General features: G+C 71.4%; 13 protein-coding genes. 5 read left to right on the forward strand and 8 right to left on the reverse strand.

Annotation, left to right across the window (positions count from 1 at the left end):
• Positions 1–218: 218 nt before the first annotated feature.
• The 6 genes from D7I47_RS01335 to D7I47_RS01360 all read right to left on the reverse strand — a co-directional run bounded on the left by D7I47_RS01335 (position 219) and on the right by D7I47_RS01360 (position 7,577).
• Entirely contained in the window at positions 219–1,706 is a 1,488-nt protein-coding gene (locus tag D7I47_RS01335; protein WP_120761376.1) for an amidohydrolase, read from the reverse strand.
• A gap of 222 nt (positions 1,707–1,928) precedes the next feature.
• Positions 1,929–2,552, reverse strand: a complete 624-nt coding sequence (locus D7I47_RS01340; RefSeq protein WP_120761377.1) for an FMN-binding negative transcriptional regulator — start codon at positions 2,550–2,552, stop codon at positions 1,929–1,931.
• Between the two features lie 24 nt (positions 2,553–2,576).
• The gene (locus D7I47_RS01345; RefSeq protein ID WP_120761378.1) at positions 2,577–3,662 is read right to left on the reverse strand and encodes an aldo/keto reductase; all 1,086 of its coding nucleotides are present in this window, start codon (positions 3,660–3,662) and stop codon (positions 2,577–2,579) included.
• Positions 3,659–4,861, reverse strand: coding sequence for an acyl-CoA dehydrogenase family protein (locus D7I47_RS01350; RefSeq protein WP_227000764.1), 1,203 nt, complete (start codon positions 4,859–4,861; stop codon positions 3,659–3,661). The genes D7I47_RS01345 and D7I47_RS01350 overlap by 4 nt, the downstream gene beginning before the upstream one ends.
• Before the next feature lie 38 nt (positions 4,862–4,899).
• On the reverse strand, positions 4,900–6,126 hold the full coding sequence (locus D7I47_RS01355) for an acyl-CoA dehydrogenase family protein (RefSeq protein ID WP_120761380.1): 1,227 nt from the start codon (positions 6,124–6,126) through the stop codon (positions 4,900–4,902).
• Positions 6,123–7,577, reverse strand: coding sequence for an LLM class flavin-dependent oxidoreductase (locus D7I47_RS01360; RefSeq protein WP_120761381.1), 1,455 nt, complete (start codon positions 7,575–7,577; stop codon positions 6,123–6,125). Before D7I47_RS01360 ends, D7I47_RS01355 begins: the two co-directional genes overlap by 4 nt.
• A 204-nt stretch (positions 7,578–7,781) precedes the next feature.
• On the opposite strand from D7I47_RS01360, the gene D7I47_RS01365 reads away from it, so the two are divergent.
• The 3 genes from D7I47_RS01365 to D7I47_RS01375 are packed head-to-tail and all read left to right on the forward strand — an operon-like array spanning position 7,782 to position 10,849.
• Entirely contained in the window at positions 7,782–9,125 is a 1,344-nt protein-coding gene (locus D7I47_RS01365; protein WP_120761382.1) for an ABC transporter substrate-binding protein, read from the forward strand.
• A complete protein-coding gene (locus tag D7I47_RS01370) occupies positions 9,118–10,035 on the forward strand; it encodes a carbohydrate ABC transporter permease (protein ID WP_227000766.1) in 918 nt (305 codons plus the stop codon). The genes D7I47_RS01365 and D7I47_RS01370 overlap by 8 nt, the downstream gene beginning before the upstream one ends.
• A complete protein-coding gene (locus tag D7I47_RS01375; protein WP_120761383.1) occupies positions 10,028–10,849 on the forward strand; it encodes a carbohydrate ABC transporter permease in 822 nt (273 codons plus the stop codon). Before D7I47_RS01370 ends, D7I47_RS01375 begins: the two co-directional genes overlap by 8 nt.
• Here the strand turns inward: D7I47_RS01375 and D7I47_RS01380 are convergent, their stop codons facing one another.
• Complete coding sequence (locus D7I47_RS01380) at positions 10,850–11,821, reverse strand: Fpg/Nei family DNA glycosylase (protein WP_120761384.1); 972 nt, start codon at positions 11,819–11,821, stop codon at positions 10,850–10,852.
• 3 nt (positions 11,822–11,824) lie between these two features.
• Positions 11,825–12,310: a ribose-5-phosphate isomerase gene (locus D7I47_RS01385; protein ID WP_120761385.1), complete on the reverse strand. Its 486-nt coding sequence runs from the start codon at positions 12,308–12,310 to the stop codon at positions 11,825–11,827.
• Positions 12,311–12,409: 99 nt separating this feature from the next.
• Between D7I47_RS01385 and D7I47_RS01390 the strand changes: the two genes are divergently transcribed.
• Positions 12,410–13,081 (forward strand): hypothetical protein, encoded by a 672-nt coding sequence (locus D7I47_RS01390; protein ID WP_157981563.1) that lies wholly within the window; start codon positions 12,410–12,412, stop codon positions 13,079–13,081.
• A gap of 65 nt (positions 13,082–13,146) precedes the next feature.
• Positions 13,147–15,705 (forward strand): aminopeptidase N, encoded by a 2,559-nt coding sequence (gene pepN, locus D7I47_RS01395; RefSeq protein ID WP_120761387.1) that lies wholly within the window; start codon positions 13,147–13,149, stop codon positions 15,703–15,705.
• The last annotated feature ends 22 nt before the right edge of the window (positions 15,706–15,727 follow it).

The following is a 15,727-nucleotide window of genomic DNA, read 5'->3' on the forward strand; positions in this document are numbered from 1 at the left end:
CCCCGCCACCCTCCCGCTGGTCGAATGCCGCCGGAGGCGGTGTCACCCCCTCGCGGGTTGAGTGCCGCCGAAGGCGGTGTCACCCTCCCGCGGGTTGAGTGCCGCCGAAGGCGGTGTATCGAAACCAGGAAAGGCGCCCCTCGATGGGGCGCCTTTTCTCGGTGAGGCCTCTGCATCCACGTCTGCAGGGGTTTCGATACGCCCGCTGCGCGGGCTACTCAACCGGCGGGAGTGGGCGCGCGCGGCGGGATACTCACCCACTCCCCCGCCACCAGGGTGCCGTGCACCGGCAGGGTGCGCAGCTCCGCCGCGTGCGGGTCGGCGTCGAGCACCGCGAGGTCGGCCGGGCCGCCCACCGCGACACCCGTGACGCCGCCCCACGAGGCGCGCAACGCATCCGCGAGGGGCAGCGCCTGCTCCGGATGCCACGGCGGTCGCCCGTCGCGGCTGCGGGTGACGGCGGCGGCGAGCGTCGCCCACGGGTCGAGCGGTGCGACGGGGGCGTCGGAGCCGAGCTCGAGCACCGCGCCCGCCTCGAGCAGCGCCCGGTAGGCGAAGGCCCGCCCGGTGCGGCCCGCCCAGTGGTGGTCGGCGACGTCGCGGTCGTCCATCGCGTGCTCCGGCTGCACGCTCGCGTGCACGCCGAGCGCGGCGAAGCGCGGCGCATCCGCCGGCTGCAGCAGCTGCGCGTGCTCGATGCGCGGCGGCAGGGCCGCGGATGCCGGCACGGCGAGCGCCGCGAAGGTGTCGAGCGCCTGGGTCACCGCCCGGTCGCCGATCGCGTGGATCGTCGGAACGAGTCCCGCCGCGAGCGCCTCGCGCGCGACGGCGAGGAGCTCGGCATCCGCGTAGCTCGGCAGGCCGCGGCCGCCGCCGGGGTACTCGTCGACGCACCACGCGGTGCGCGAGTTGAGCGCCCCGTCGGTGAAGAGCTTGAACCAGCCGACGGTCGCGAGGCCGCCGGTGCCGGGGATCGCGTCGCCCGTGCGCAGCCCCCGCGCGCGCACCGCCGCGAGGTCGACGGGGTAGACGCCCGCGCGCACGCGCACCCCGCGCAGGCCGCCGGAGATCCGGCGTTCCCAGGCGGCGACCGCGTCGCTCATCTCGAGGTCGACGATGCCGGTGACGCCGCGGGCGGATGCCGCGCGCACGGCATCCGCGACCCAGCGGTCGAGCGTCGCCTCGTCGGTCGCCGAGAGCCGCACGTTGAGGTCGAAGGCCGCCTGCTCGTTGAGCCACCACGCGTCGTCCGGCAGGCCGAGCCGCGCGAGCAGCGCCGTGTTCGACCACACGGTGTGCACGTCGCCCGACACGAGGGCGACCGCGACGTCGCCCGCCGCGAGCAGCTCCGCGCTCGGGGCGTCGGGCCAGAGCGCGTCACGGAAGCCGTAGCCGAGCAGCACCTCGGACGCGTCCCAACCCGCGTCGACGCGCGCCCGCACGAGGGCGGCCGCCTCCGCCGCGGAGCGGGCAGCCGAGAGGTCGAGCCGCCGCGAGACGGCGGCCCACTGCCCCAGGTGCACGTGGCCGTCCCACATGCCGGGCATGAGGTAGCGCCCGTCGAGCTCGACGCGTTCCGCCCCGGGCGCCTCGACGCGCGGCCCGATCTCCGCGATCCGTCCGCCCTCCAGCAGCACCTCGACGGGTTCGCGCGCCGTACCCTCGGCCCCGACGACCCGCGCTCCCGCGAGCAGCAGCCCCGTCATCCGCCGAGCCCCGTCATCCGCCGAGCCCCTCCACGCCCGCTCCCATCTCAAGGAGTCGGGCATCCCATCTCAAGGAACCGGTGTGGCGGATGTGGCCGGATGGGGTTGCTGAGGCCCCCCGAGCACGGCGACTCCGTGAGATGGGTTGCCCGACTCCTTGAAACGGGAGAGCTCCTTGAAACGGGAGAGCTCCCGGGGCGGACGGCGGCTCGGCGAAGCGGCTCACCCGCGGCGCTCCTCGGCGCGCCGCATCTCGCGCGCGAGGGCGGGGTCGGCGTACGGGCCGTCGCCGTCGAGTTCGCGCACGATCGTCGCCCGCACCTCGTCCGCCTTGTTCTGGCTGAGCTTCGCGCGCGCGTCGAAGCGGGTGACCCGGATGCGCAGCCCCACGGTGCCCTTCGCGACCCGCTCGGCGTACGGCTCGTCGATGTGCAGCGAGCGCGGATGCGGCATCCGCTCCTCGAAATGGTCGACGAGGCGGTGCAGGATGCGGAAGTTCTCCTCCGCCGAGAGGATCTCCGGCACCCCGTACAGGTGCGCCGTGACGTGGTTCCAGGTGGGGATGAAGTCGCCCTCCGCGTACCAGCCGGGCGAGATGTAGCCGTGCGGGCCCTGCACGATCACGAGCATCTCGTGCTGCCCGAGCTCGTGCGCCACCTCGTCGGGCCGCCCGAAGTGCGACACGATCGAGATGCTGTCGTCGTCGGTCTCCTCGAGCAGGGTGGCGTAGTGGGATGCCACGAGCCCGTTCGCGGTGTGCGAGACGTAGCTGGTCCACGGGTTCTCGCGGATGAGGCGCTTGACCTCGCGGGGATCGGTCAGCAGGTAGTGGGGCGTGTGGCGCATGCCCTCATCGTGCCACCCGACGGCTCACAGCTCGGACGAGACCGACCAGATGTTGACGTCCGCCTCGCCTGTCACGGAGTCGATCTCGGCGAGTTCCTCCGAGGTGAAGTCGGGGCCGTCGAGCGCCGCGAGGTTCTCGTCGAGCTGGGCGATCGAGGAGACCCCGACGACGGTCGACGTCGCACCGCCCGGGCGCAGCACCCACGCGATCGCGAGCTGCGCGAGGGTCTGCCCGCGGCGCCGCGCGATCGCGTCGAGGCCCCGCAGCCGCGCGAGGTTCTCCTCGTTGACGGTGCCCTCCCGGAAAGAGGGTCGGGGCGTGGCGTGGGCGGCATCCGGATCCGCGAGGAAGCGGTCGGTGAGCAGCCCCTGCGCGAGCGGGGTGAAGGCGATCGACCCGATCCCTTCCTCGGCCAGCAGCTGCAGCAGGCCCCCCTCGATCCAGCGGTTGACGAGCGAGTACGAGGGTTGGTGGATGACGAGCGGCGTGCCGAGGGAACGCGCGACCGCGAGCGCCTCGCGCGTGCGCTCGGCCGAGTAGGAGGAGAGTCCGACGTAGCGGGCCTTCCCCTGCCGTACGGCCGTGTCGAGCGCGCCGACCGTCTCCTCGATGGGCGTCACGGGGTCGACCCGGTGCGAGTAGAAGATGTCGACGTAGTCGGTCTCCAGACGGGTGAGCGACTCCTCGAGACCCGAGAGCAGATGGTTCCGCGAGCCGAAGTCGCCGTGCGGACCTGGCCAATGCGGCCAGCCGGCCTTCGTCGAGACGACGAGTTCCGATCGGTACCGCCGCAGGTCCTTCCGGAGCACGCGCCCGAAGTTCTCCTCGGCGGATCCGTTCGGCGGCCCGTAGTTGTCGGCGAGGTCGAAGTGGATGACGCCGCGGTCGAAGGCGTGCCGCAGGATGTCACGCTGGGTCTGGAACGGGCGGTTGTCGCCGAAGTTGTACCAGAGCCCGAGGGAGATCGGCGGCAGGAACAGTCCGGAGCGTCCCACGCGCCGGTAGCCCAGGTGGGTGTAACGGTCGGCGGCCGCACGGTACGGCTCGTGGATGTCGGGCACGCTCGTGTCGAAGCGGGCCACGGTCTCGGGCACCCGGAAGTCGCTCATGCGTCGGCCCCCTCGACGGATCGGGCCGCGAGGGGTGCGACTCCGACACTCCAGACGAAGTCGGGCACCACCCCGTTGACGCTGTGGTCGCCGAGTTGACGGGCCTTGAAGATCCACGGGTTGTGCGAGGAGACCGTGCGTGCGTTCCGCCAATGGCGATCGAGGGCCCGGGTCACGCTGACGCCGGACGCACCGAGCGTGTCGAAGATCCGGGTCGCGGCGCGGGGCACGAGCTCGGTGAGCACGACCTGCCCTTGCGCGGACGCGAACTCCGCTGCCACGACGGCCTCCGCGTGCGTCGTCGAGTCGCGGTCGGCGGCCGTGTCGGCTGCGAGTTGGACCGCACGCGCCACCTCCGCCACGACGGCGCGGGCGGCGAAAGCCGTGGAACCCAGCTCCCCGACGATCTGCAGCACCTGCGGGTCATCCTGTGCGCGGTCGGCGGAGCCGTGACTGTAGACGCGAGAACGCGCGCGCAACTGTGTTCCGGCGTCCCGTTCGATCGCGGCGGCGATGCCGGCGAGCACCGTGAGCAGCACGAGCTGGTAGACCGCGGTCTGGAATCGGAAGCGTGCACCGAAGTCGGCGACGTCGGCGTCGTCGACACGCGCCCCGTCGAAGGTCGCCGCCCCGGTGCCCGTCACGGGCTGGCCGAACCCGTCCCAGTCGTCGCTGATCCGCACGCCGTCCTGCGCGGTGGGGATGAGGGCGGTCACGGTCTCGCCGTCCCGATCGACGGTGGCGTCGATCCAGTCGGCGAAGATGCTTCCCGTCGTATAGAACTTGCGTCCGTCCACGCGCCAGCCCCGATCGTCGCGGCTGAGTCGGGTTCCGGTGCTGCCGAGCGCGCCCGATCCCACCTCGCTCCATGCGTTGCCGACGAACTCGCCGGCCGCCAGACGCGTCAGCCACGCGTCGCGCCGCGGCGTGGGCGGTGACGCGAGGAGATCCTCGACGTACGCGATGTGGCCGCGGAAGACCTGCGGCAGGTTCGAGTCCGCCGTCGCCAACTCGACGAGCAGCGCAGCGAACTCCGGCCATGCCAGCCCGTCCCCGCCGAACTCGACGGGGATGCGCGCCCGGCCGAGTCCGGCGTCCAGGAGGGCCCGCACCTGACGGTGCGGGAGCCGGCGGTCCCGCTCCCGCGCCACCACACCTTCCGCGGCCTCCTCGAGCACCGGGGCGAGTCGCGCGCGCACCGTCGCGAGTCGATCGGGTGCCTGTGTCACGGTGACCATCAGGTGTAGAGCGAGATCGGCTGGAGCTCGCCGTTGAGCACCCAGGCACCCACCTCGAGCTTCTTGTAGTCCACCGGATCGTGGAGCGAGTGCGTACGCACATTCCTCCAGAACAGGTCGAGCCCGACCGCGGTCTTCGCCGAGCTCGAGCCGGTCACCTCGAAGATGCGCCCCGCTACCTCGAGACCCACCTCGGTGGCCACGACCTTGAGCTTGGCGATCTCGATCTCCAGCTCCCCGCGAGCCTGCGCGGTCACCGTCGCCCCGAGATCCACGACCTCGTCGAACCGCCGACCGATGCGGTCGGCGAGGGCCTCGACCGCCGCGATGCGCGACGCGAACTCCCCGATCACGCGCTGCACGAACGGGTCGTCGCGGTACCGCTCGGCCGCGCTCAGGAACCAGGCGTTAGGGCGGGCACGCACGAGCTCGGCCCCGCGAGCCAGCGCGCCCTCGGCGATGCCGAGGTACAGGTTGCCGAAGGCGAGCTGGATGCCGGGGGTGATGAGGGTCGAGAACGGCTCCTCGCCGAGCGCGCCCACCACGTCCTCCTCGCCGACCGCCACCCCCGTGAAGCGCACCGAGCCGCTCGCCGAGAGCCGCTGGCCCAGCGCATCCCAGTCTCCGAGGTAGGCGATGCCGTCGCGATCGTGGTCGAGCGCGACGAAGAGCACCTGGCCGTCGCGGTCGCCTCCCTTCACGAGTCCGGCTGCGAGCACGATGTCACCGGCCGACGCCCCCGTCGAGAACCGCTTGAGGCCGTCGAGACGGTAGCCGTCCCCGTCGGCGGTCAGGACGAGCTCGGGATCGACGGGATTCACCGAGTCCCCCCACACCCAACGACCCTCGACCGTGCGACGGTGCCACTCGGCCTGCTGCTCGGGGGCGGCCGCGAATCCGATGTTCGAGGAGTTGATGTAGTGATAGGCGAGCACCTGCGCGACCGAGGCGTCGGTGCGCGAGAGGATGCGCACCGCGAGGAACGCGGACTCCCAGTGTCCGCCGCCTCCGCCGAACTCGACCGGGTCGAGCAGGTTCACGAGCCCCGAGTCACGCAGCAGCTCGAGCTCGACGGTGGGGTCCTCTCCGCGGCGGTCGCGCTCGAGCGCGTCGCGGCCGAGCTGCCCGGCGACCCCTTCCGCGACCTCCCGCCAGTGGGCGAGTTCGGACGGATCGGCGGTGCCCGACCAGAAGCTCCGGGAGGGGGCGATGGAGGTGGTGCTCATGAGGCGATCTCCTTGTCGGATGCGCGGGTGGGGTGCTGAAGGGGCGATGGCCGAGTCCCGTCGAGGGCGCTCGGGCCGCCGACGAAGGCACCGCGGTAGGCGTGCGCGGGATGCCACTCCGGGACGACGGGGGAACCGTCCCCGCGGAGCCGTCCACGCAAGGTGCCCTCGGGGTAGTCGTCCCAGATGCGACCGCGTCGGCGCAGTTCCGGGACGGCCAACTCGATGAAGTCCTCGAAGGTGCCGGGCGTGATCACGTACGCGAGGTTGAATCCGTCGACTCCCCCGACCTCGACCCAGCGTTCGAGCTCGTCGGCGACCGTCTCCGGGCTGCCGACGATGACGGGGCCGATGCCGCCGATCCCCACGTAGTGGGCGATGTCGCGCGGCGTCCACTCCCGCTCGGGATCGGCGAGGGTGAAGATCGACAGCGCCGAACGGGCCGCGTCGGTGTCCACGTACTTGAGCGGCAGATCCGGGTCGAACTGGGAGAGGTCGAGCCCCGACCAGCCGCCGTAGAGCGCCAGCGCCCCCTCGAGACTCACGTACTCGCGGTAGCCCGCGTACTTCTCCTGCGCCTCCTGGTCGGTGGGCGCGACGATGACCGTCGCGAGGGTCAGGATCTTCACGGACTCGCGGGGGCGGCCGAGGCGCTCGGCACGATCGCGGATGTCGTCCGTGATCCGGCGGGTGATCTCGGGACGCAGGCCGTTGATGAAGATCGCCTCGCCGTGCTTCGCCGCGAACTCGCGTCCTCGTGGCGAGGCGCCCGCCTGGAAGATCGTCGGCGTGCGCTGCGGGGACGGCTCGGAGAGGTGGATGCCGGGCACGCGGAAGTGCTCACCGCGGTGACCGATGGGGTGCACACGGGCGGGGTCGGTGAACACGCCCGCCTCACGGTCTCGCCGCACCGCGTCGTCCTCCCAGGACCCCTCCCACAGCTTGTAGCTCACGTCGAGGAACTCTTCGGCGATCTCGTAGCGGTCGTCGTGTGCGATCTGCTGGTCGAGGCCGAGGTTGCGGGCGGCCGAGTCGAGGTACGAGGTGACGACGTTCCAGCCGATCCGCCCCCGGGTGAAGTGGTCGAGCGTCGAGAAGCGTCGGGCGAGCGCGTAGGGCAGCTCGTAGGTGAGGGCGACGGTGACCCCGAAGCCGAGGTGCTCTGTCGCGTGCGCCATGGCCGAGATCTGGGCGATCGGGTCGCCGAGCGGGATCTGGGAGGCGTCGGTGAGTGCGGCGGCCGCCGAGTCGCGGTACACGTCGTAGACGCCCACGACATCCGCGATGAACACGGCGTCGAAGGTGCCGCGCTCGAGCAGCACCGCAAGCTCGACCCAGTAGTCGAGCTCGTGATAGCGATGCGCCTGATTGTCGGGATGGCGCCACAGACCGGGTGCCTGGTGGGTGACGCACGACATGTCGAACGCGTTGAAGATGATGCGCTGTGACACGCGGAGGTCTCCTTCGGCGGGTGGGATGCGTGCGACGGTACCGACACGCCCGGCCCGCCGCGTCGCGCTCCGTAACCGTGCGTCGCCGTCTGTTACGGACTGTCGCACTCCGTAAGAGCGTTACGCGCGATTGGCGCCGCACCGGTCGAGCGTCCCTACCATGACGGCGTCCCGCACCACAGCTGCTACGAACAGGAGCACCTCATGACCTCGATCCCGACCCGCGGCCCGAACCGCCGGCGGATCCTCACCGCCACCGCAGGCATCGCCGCTGCCACCCTCACGCTGGCAGCGTGCGCGCCGAGCGACGACGCCGCGCCCGCCTCCGCAGACGGCGACTTCTCCGGGCAGACGCTCAACGCCCTCCTCATCAGCTCGCACGAGGGGGCCGCCAACTGGCTCAAGGAGCACTTCGAGGAGGAGACCGGCGCGACCGTCAACCTCACGATCGTGCCCTACGACGAGATCGGCTCGACGCTCGCGCTCGACCAGCAGTCCGGGGCGAACACGATCGACGTCGCCGCCCCCTGGTACGTGTCGCTCGGCGACCTCGCCGCGGGCGGCTCCATCCAGGACCTCACCGACTGGATCGACTCCACCCCGTCGCTCGAGACCGACGACTTCATCCCGTCGATCTACGACCCGTACACGCTGATCGACGGCAAGCGCTACGGGCTGCCGTTCGACGGCGACACCCACGTGCTCTTCTACAACAAGACCATCCTCGAGCGGAACGGCATCACCGAGCCGCCCACCACGTGGGAGGAGTACCTCGCCGACGTCAAGACGATCACGGCGAACGAGGGGGCCGACGGTGTCTACGGCGCCGCGATCTTCGGTCAGAAGTCGCCGCTCATCCTGGGGGCCGCGTTCGCGAACCGGCTCGCGGGCTACGGCGGTGAGTTCGTGGACGCCGACGGCAAGCCCACGATCAACTCGCCCGAGGCGGTCGCCGCCGCGCAGGCGCTCGTCGACGTCAACGACTACGCGTTCCCGACCCCGGCCGAGACGGACTTCGGGGTCGGCAACGGGGCCTGGTACGACGGCAAGGTCGGCTTCATCGAGAACTGGACCGACCTCGGCGTCGGCTCGCAGACCAACCCCGACTCGACGGTCGCGGATCAGTGGGGCGTGACGACGCTGCCGGTCGGCGGCGACAACACCACCTCGCGCGCATCCCTCGTCGCCGGCTTCACCTGGGTCATCGCGGCGAACACCGAGAAGACCGATCTCGCGAAGGCCTTCATCGAGTTCGCCACCTCGAGCGACGTCAACTCGCAGCTCCTGGTCGCCGACCCGCAGACCGGCATCGATCCCAACCGGAAGTCGTCGCTCGAGAGCGCGGCCTACGGCGAGAAGTACCCGGCGCTGCAGGAGGTCAACCGCGCGACGCTGTCCGGATCGCTCGCCTGGCCGACCGGCGAGAACGCGTCCCAGGCCGCCCAGATCCTCACCGACGAGCTCGCGAAGCTTCTCGCCGGCGAGGGCGGAACGGCTCAGGAGACGCTCGACCGGGTGCAGGCCGAGTGGGAGAAGATCCTTGGCTGATGCCGCCCTGGTGCGCCCGCGCCGACCGTCCGGCCACCGCCGGCGGGAGGCGTGGGCGCACCGCCTCTTCGTGTCGCCGATCGTGCTCGCGATCGTCGTGCTCGGCGTCTACCCCCTGCTGTTCATCCTCGCGGCGGCATTCAGCGATTCGAGCCTCGGCAAGCCGTTCCGCGAGTGGGTGGGCACGAGCAACTTCGAGACGATCCTCGCCGACGCGGATGTCGTCGCCTCGTTCTGGCGGACCGTCGCCTACGCGGTCGCGGTGTCATTCGTGAGCGTCGTGGCGGGGGTGCTGGTCGCCGTGGCACTCGAGCGGGCGACGCATGCGGGCTCGGTCGTGCGGACGGTGCTGCTGCTGCCCCTCATCACGCCCCCTGTCGTCGTCGGCACCCTCTGGAAGCTCGTGTTCAACCCGGGTGGTGGGCTGCTCGACACCCTGCTGCAGGGGACCGGCGCCGACGCCGCCTCCGTCGCCCCGCTGTCATCGACCGTGTGGGCGCTCCCCGCCATCGGCCTCGCCGATGTCTGGCAATGGACCCCGCTCGTGGCGCTGCTGGTCTACGCGGCGCTGCTCACGCAGGACCCTGCGGTGCGCGAGGCCGCTGCACTCGACGGAGCCCACGGGCTCCGACTGTTCGGGCACATCACCTGGCCCGCGATCGCCGCGACGGTCGCCGCGGTGTTCTTCATCCGGCTCGTGATCGCCCTCAAGGTGTTCGACCTCCCCTTCATCATGACCTCCGGGGGCCCGGGCCAGGCCTCGACCACGACCTCGTACCTGATCTACCAGGTCGCCCTCAAGGAGTTCGACATCGGTCGGGCCTCGGCGATCACACTCGTGTTCGCCGTCGTCGTCACCGCGGTCAGCCTCCCCGTCGCGGCCATCACGCGAAGGCTCGCCCATGACTGAACGCGTCCGGAGACGGAGCTCACCGCTCGCCCTGGCGGTGCTCGGCGTCGCCTTGTCGGCGACCGTCGTCCCCCTGCTCTACCTGTTCTCGGTCTCCTTGATGGGGCGCGGCGAGACGGTGTCGGGGGTGCTGTGGACGACCGACCCGCAGTGGGCCAACTGGGGAGACGTGCTCGGCTCGAACATCCCGCGCTCGATCCTCAATTCGCTCCTGGCGGCCCTCGGCGGGGCCGCGGTCACCCTGGTGCTGGCCCTTCCCGGCGCCTGGGCCGTCGCGCGCTATCGGACGGGGGGACGGACGCTGGGCGCGACGCTCATGAGCCCCTGGCTGCTGCCGCCGATCGTCGCGGTGGTTCCGCTGCTGACGCTCCTGCGCATCCTGCACCTCAACAACTCGCTCGTGGGGCTCACGCTCGTCTACGCGCTCGCCAACCTGCCGGTCGCCGTGTGGCTGCTCGAGGGTTTCGTGCGGCGACTGCCCTCCGAACTCGAAGAGGCCGCGCGGATCGACGGGGCGTCCGAGTTCCGCACCCTCGCCGCGGTGATCGCGCCGCTGCTCGCGCCGAGCCTCGTCGCGATCGGCATCATCGTCGCCATCCTGAACTACAACGAGTTCCTGCTCGCCACCTTCCTCACCCAGAGCGCGGACACCCAGACCTTCCCGGTGGCCCTGTCGCTGTTCTACGGCGACCGCACGCCGCACTTCGGCAAGATCGCGGCGGCGGCGTTCATCGGCGTCATTCCGGTGTTCGCCTCAGCGGTGTTCTTCCAGCGGTGGCTGGTGGGCGGCCTCACCCAGGGCGCCGTGCGCTGATCAGACCTGGTCGGTCGGGCACCAGTACAGCTTGCGGCCCCCGAGCTCGACCATCGCGATGCCGGTGCCGCACACGCGGCATGGTTCGCCCGTGCGGTGGTACACCCAGTGCCGGTCGTCGCGGGATGCCAGGGCGCGGGCGTACGCCTCCGGGTCGAGGTCGTCCATCGTGAGCATCTGCCCCGTCTCGACACCGATGCGCAGCAGGTGCACCCAGTCGCGCCAGAGTCCGCGCACGACCTCCTCGGGCACCTCGCGGCCGGGGCGGAACGGGTCGAGCCGGGCGCGGAACAGCAGCTCGGCGCGGTACACGTTGCCGATGCCGGAGACGACCGACTGGTCCATCAGCAACAGGGCGATGGGGGTCGGCTTCTTCCGCACGACGGCCGTGAAGCGCTCCTCTCCCACCTCGACGTCGTCGACGAGCGGGTCGGGGCCGAGCTTCGCGATCGTGCGGTCGACCTCCTCGATCGTCTGCACCTCGCACGCGGTGGGGCCGCGCAGGTCGGCGCAGGCCGTCTCGGTGAGCAGCCGCACCCGCACGGCGCCGACGGGCTCCGGGGGCCAGGTCTCGAGCTCGGGTTCCAGCTTCTCGGACTCCGCCATCCGCAGCCGCGTGCGCCGCGGCGCCCCGATCGACCACGGCGAGTCCTCGTGGGCGCCCACCACCGTGCCTCGCTGGTTGGTCTGCCCCATGCGCCCCTTCGCGGATGCCAGGGTGTCGTCGACCGTGATGTCGCCCGCGAAGTCCCACGCCCCGTACATGCCGAGGTGCACGCGCAGCCACAGCCCGTGGTCGAACTCGAGGAACATCTGCTTGCCGACGGCCTTCGCCTGCACGATCTCGTGCCCGTCGAGCTGGGCGGCCCCCGCCGCGAACCGCCCCTGCGGCGAGCTCACCGCGACGGGCGCACCCTCGAAGTTCGCGGCGAACTGCCGCGCGATCCGGTGGACGGAGTGACCCTCGGGCATCGGCTACTCGATCGGGTGGCCGACGATGCGCCCCGTGGTCTCGTACTCGGCGAGCTGGGCGATGCGCCGCGCGTGGCGCTCCTCGCCGGAGAACGGGGTGGCGATGAACAGGTCGATGAAGGCGATCGCCTCCTCCACCGTGTGCTGACGGGCGCCGATCGAGATGACGTTGGCGTCGTTGTGCTCGCGGGCGAGCTCGGCGGTCGAGGCGTTCCAGACGAGCGCGGCGCGCACGCCCTCCACCTTGTTGGCGGCGATCTGCTCGCCGTTGCCCGAGCCGCCGAAGACGACGCCGAGCGCCTCGACGCCCGAGCGCTGGTCGCGCACGACGGCGCGGGCCGCGTTGATGCAGAACGAGGGGTAGTCGTCGAGGGCGTCGTACTCGACCGGCCCGTGGTCGATCACCTCGTGGCCGGCGTCGGCCAGGTGCTGCTGGAGGGTCTGGCTGAACTCGAGGCCCGCATGGTCTGTCGCGATGTGGATACGCACCCGATGAGTCTAGGAGCCGTATCCGACTCGCCCGACCCCCTAGCCTCCGTCGGCGGCGAGGAGCAGAATCGGGAGGAAGACAACGGCGAGGTGATCACGATGAGCCAGCGCACCCCCTTCATCCCGGATGTCATGCCCCATCTCTCGGCGGGCAGGCACCGCACTCCGCGCCGCGGCGCGTGCTTCATGGAGTTCGCCTCCTACCTGGCGGGCGAACGCTGGAGCGACCACCCCGCCTGCACCGACCGCACCCTCGCCTCGCTCGCGCGCGGGGTCAACGACCTCGTGGCCGACGGCCGCCGGGACGAGCTCGTGCTGCTCATCCCCCGCGTCGTGGGCCTCCGCGGCGCCGAGCACCTCGGACTCGTGGTGGCGCTGCGCGCCGCGACCGTGGCGCTGCCGATCGCGAGCATGGAGCGCCAGCGCGTGCTCGCCGCGGGCGTCATCTCGCTGTGCGCCCTGCTCGAGACGAAGCAGGTGCCGTCGCATGCCCTCCGCGAGGAGGCGCACCGCGTGCTCGACGAGGTGCCGGATGCCGCCCGCTGGGCGCGCACGCACGTCACCGCGATCTCGCCCCGGTACCCGCACCTCGACACCATCAGCTGCGAGCTCGTCGTCGCGACGGCCGTCGTCGGTGCCGCCCGCGCCTGCGTGCCCGACCCGGACGCCCACCTCATCCGCATGCTCTCCCTCGCCGTCGACGACGTCGAGGCGCTCGTGCGTCCGGGTGCCCCGGCCCGGGAGCCGCTGCCGCAGCCGGCACTCCTCTGACCCGCGCGCCGAGCGCCTAGGCTGGCAGGCGGACACGATCCACCTGAGCCTGAAGGAGCGCACGCGTGCCTGGAGAGAACCTCACCCGCATCGAAGCCCAGGAGCGCAAGGCGCTCGTCGAGGTCGAGAGCTACGACGTCGAGCTCGACCTGACGACGGGCCCCACCACGTTCCGCTCCACGACCACGGTGCGCTTCACCGCGACCCCGGGAGCCTCGACATTCATCGACGCCATCACGGCCGAGGTGCACTCGGTCGTGCTCAACGGCTCCGAGCTCGGCGCGGGCGTCGCCGACGGCACCCGGATCGCGCTCGACGGGCTCGCGCCCGCCAACGAGCTCGTCGTGGTCGCCGACTTCGCCTACACCAACACGGGCGAGGGCCTGCACCGCTTCGTCGACCCGGTCGACGGCGAGGTGTACCTGTACTCGCAGTTCGAGGTGCCCGACAGCCGCCGCGTCTACGCGGTGTTCGAGCAGCCCGACCTGAAGGCCACCTTCCGCTTCACCGTCACGGCGCCCGAGGCCTGGCAGGTGGTCTCGAACTCCCCCACCCCCGAGCCGGAGCGCCTCGGCGACGGCAGCGCGGTCTGGCACTTCGAGCCCACCCCGCGCATCTCCAGCTACATCACGGCGCTCGTCGCGGGCCCCTACGAGGTGGTGCGCTCCGAGCTCACGAGCTCGGATGGCCGCACCGTCCCGCTCGGCGTCTTCGCCCGCAAGTCGCTGTTCGGCTACCTCGACGCCGACTACATCTTCGACATCACCCGCAAGGGCTTCGCCTACTTCGAGGAGAAGTTCGGCTACCCCTACCCCTTCGCCAAGTACGACCAGCTCTTCGTGCCCGAGTTCAACGCCGGCGCCATGGAGAACGCGGGCGCCGTGACCTTCACCGAGACCTACGTCTTCCGCTCGAAGGTGACGGATGCCATCAAGGAGCGCCGCGTCGTCACGATCCTGCACGAGCTCGCCCACATGTGGTTCGGCGACCTCGTGACCATGAAGTGGTGGAACGACCTGTGGCTCAACGAGTCGTTCGCCGAGTGGGCCTCCACGATCGCGACCGCCGAGGCCACCGAGTGGACGGAGGCGTGGGCCACCTTCCAGGCGATGGAGAAGAGCTGGGCCTACCGCCAGGACCAGCTGCCGAGCACCCACCCGGTCGTCGCCGACATCCGCGACCTCGAGGACGTGCAGGTCAACTTCGACGGCATCACCTATGCCAAGGGCGGCTCGGTGCTCAAGCAGCTCGCCGCCTGGGTCGGCATCGACGCGTTCTTCGCCGGCGTCGGCGCGTACTTCCGCGCGCACGCCTACGGCAACACCGAGCTCGCCGACCTGCTGCGCGAGCTGGAGGCGGCCTCCGGCCGCGACCTCTCCACCTTCTCGGCGCAGTGGCTCGAGACCTCGGGCGTCAACACCCTGAAGCCCGAGATCGAGACGGATGCCGCGGGCGTCGTCACCGGGTTCCGGGTGCGTCAGACCGCCCACCCCGACTATCCGACGCTGCGCCAGCACCGCATCGCGATCGGCTTCTACTCCTTCGCCTCCGAGGCGGCGGATGCGCCGCTCGTGCGCGTGCACCGGCACGAGTTCGACCTCGCCGCGAGCGAGTGGAACGACGTGCCCGAGCTCGTGGGCCTGCCGAAGCCCGACCTGGTGCTGCTCAACGACGATGACCTCGCCTACGCGAAGATCCGCCTCGACGAGGACTCGTTCCGCGTCGCCGTCGCGCACCTCGCCCGCATCGAGGATCCGCTCGCGCGCGCGCTCGTCTGGGGCTCGGCCTGGGATGCCACGCGCGACGCCGAGATCGCCGGCCGCGACTACGTGAAGCTCGTGCTCGGCAACATCGGCCCCGAGACCGAGTCGACCACGATGCGCCTCTCGCTCACGCAGCTCACCCAGACCGCGCGCAGCTACGTCGACCCCGCCACCCGCGAGGAGACGATCCGCGCCGTCGGCGACGGTCTCTGGGCGCTCGCGCAGGGCGCCGAACCCGGGTCGGATGCGCAGTTCCAGTTCGTGAAGTTCTTCGCGAACGTCGCCTCCACCCCCGAGCACGCCGCCGCCCTGGCGGGCCTCCGCGACGGCTCGGTCGCGCTCGACGGGCTCGAGATCGACACCGACCTCGACTGGGAGCTGCTCGAGGGCCTCGTGCTGCTCGGCGAGGCGGGCGAGCTCGAGATCGCCGCCGCGCTCGAGCAGGACGACACCGCGAACGGTCAGCAGTCGGCCGCCCGCGCCCGCGCCACGATCCCCACCGTCGAGGCGAAGGAGGCCGCGCTCATCGCCGCCCTCACCGACGCCGCCCTCCCGAACGTCGTGCTGCGCAACATGGCCCTCGGCTACACGCACGTCAACGACCCGGCCGTGCTCGCGGGCCTCACGACGCTCTACTTCGACTCGCTCACGCGCGTCTGGGAGGAGCGCAACTTCGCGATCGCGCAGTACCTCGTGCAGGGCTTCTACCCCGCGCCGCTCGCCTCGCGCGAGCTCGTCGAGGCCTCGAACGCGTGGCTCGCGGGCAACCCCGAGGTGCCGGCGCTGCGGCGCATGGTGGTCGAGGGAGTGGCCGGAGTGGAGCGCGCGCTCGCGGCCCAGGAGCGCGACCGGCAGGGCTGACCCCCGCTCGGGGGCAGGCAGA

The organism is Protaetiibacter intestinalis, from assembly GCF_003627075.1.
GTDB lineage: Bacteria > Actinomycetota > Actinomycetes > Actinomycetales > Microbacteriaceae > Homoserinibacter > Homoserinibacter intestinalis.

Excerpts from the sequence above, each read along its gene's own strand:
- D7I47_RS01390 (WP_157981563.1), top strand. The coding sequence starts at position 12,410 with ATGAGCCAGCGCACCCCCTTCATCCCGGATGTCATGCCCCATCTCTCG.
- D7I47_RS01375 (WP_120761383.1), top strand. The coding sequence starts at position 10,028 with ATGACTGAACGCGTCCGGAGACGGAGCTCACCGCTCGCCCTGGCGGTG.
- D7I47_RS01365 (WP_120761382.1), top strand. The coding sequence starts at position 7,782 with ATGACCTCGATCCCGACCCGCGGCCCGAACCGCCGGCGGATCCTCACC.
- D7I47_RS01340 (WP_120761377.1), bottom strand. The coding sequence starts at position 2,552 with ATGCGCCACACGCCCCACTACCTGCTGACCGATCCCCGCGAGGTCAAG.
- D7I47_RS01335 (WP_120761376.1), bottom strand. The coding sequence starts at position 1,706 with ATGACGGGGCTGCTGCTCGCGGGAGCGCGGGTCGTCGGGGCCGAGGGT.
- D7I47_RS01380 (WP_120761384.1), bottom strand. The coding sequence starts at position 11,821 with ATGCCCGAGGGTCACTCCGTCCACCGGATCGCGCGGCAGTTCGCCGCG.
- D7I47_RS01345 (WP_120761378.1), bottom strand. The coding sequence starts at position 3,662 with ATGAGCGACTTCCGGGTGCCCGAGACCGTGGCCCGCTTCGACACGAGC.
- D7I47_RS01355 (WP_120761380.1), bottom strand. The coding sequence starts at position 6,126 with ATGAGCACCACCTCCATCGCCCCCTCCCGGAGCTTCTGGTCGGGCACC.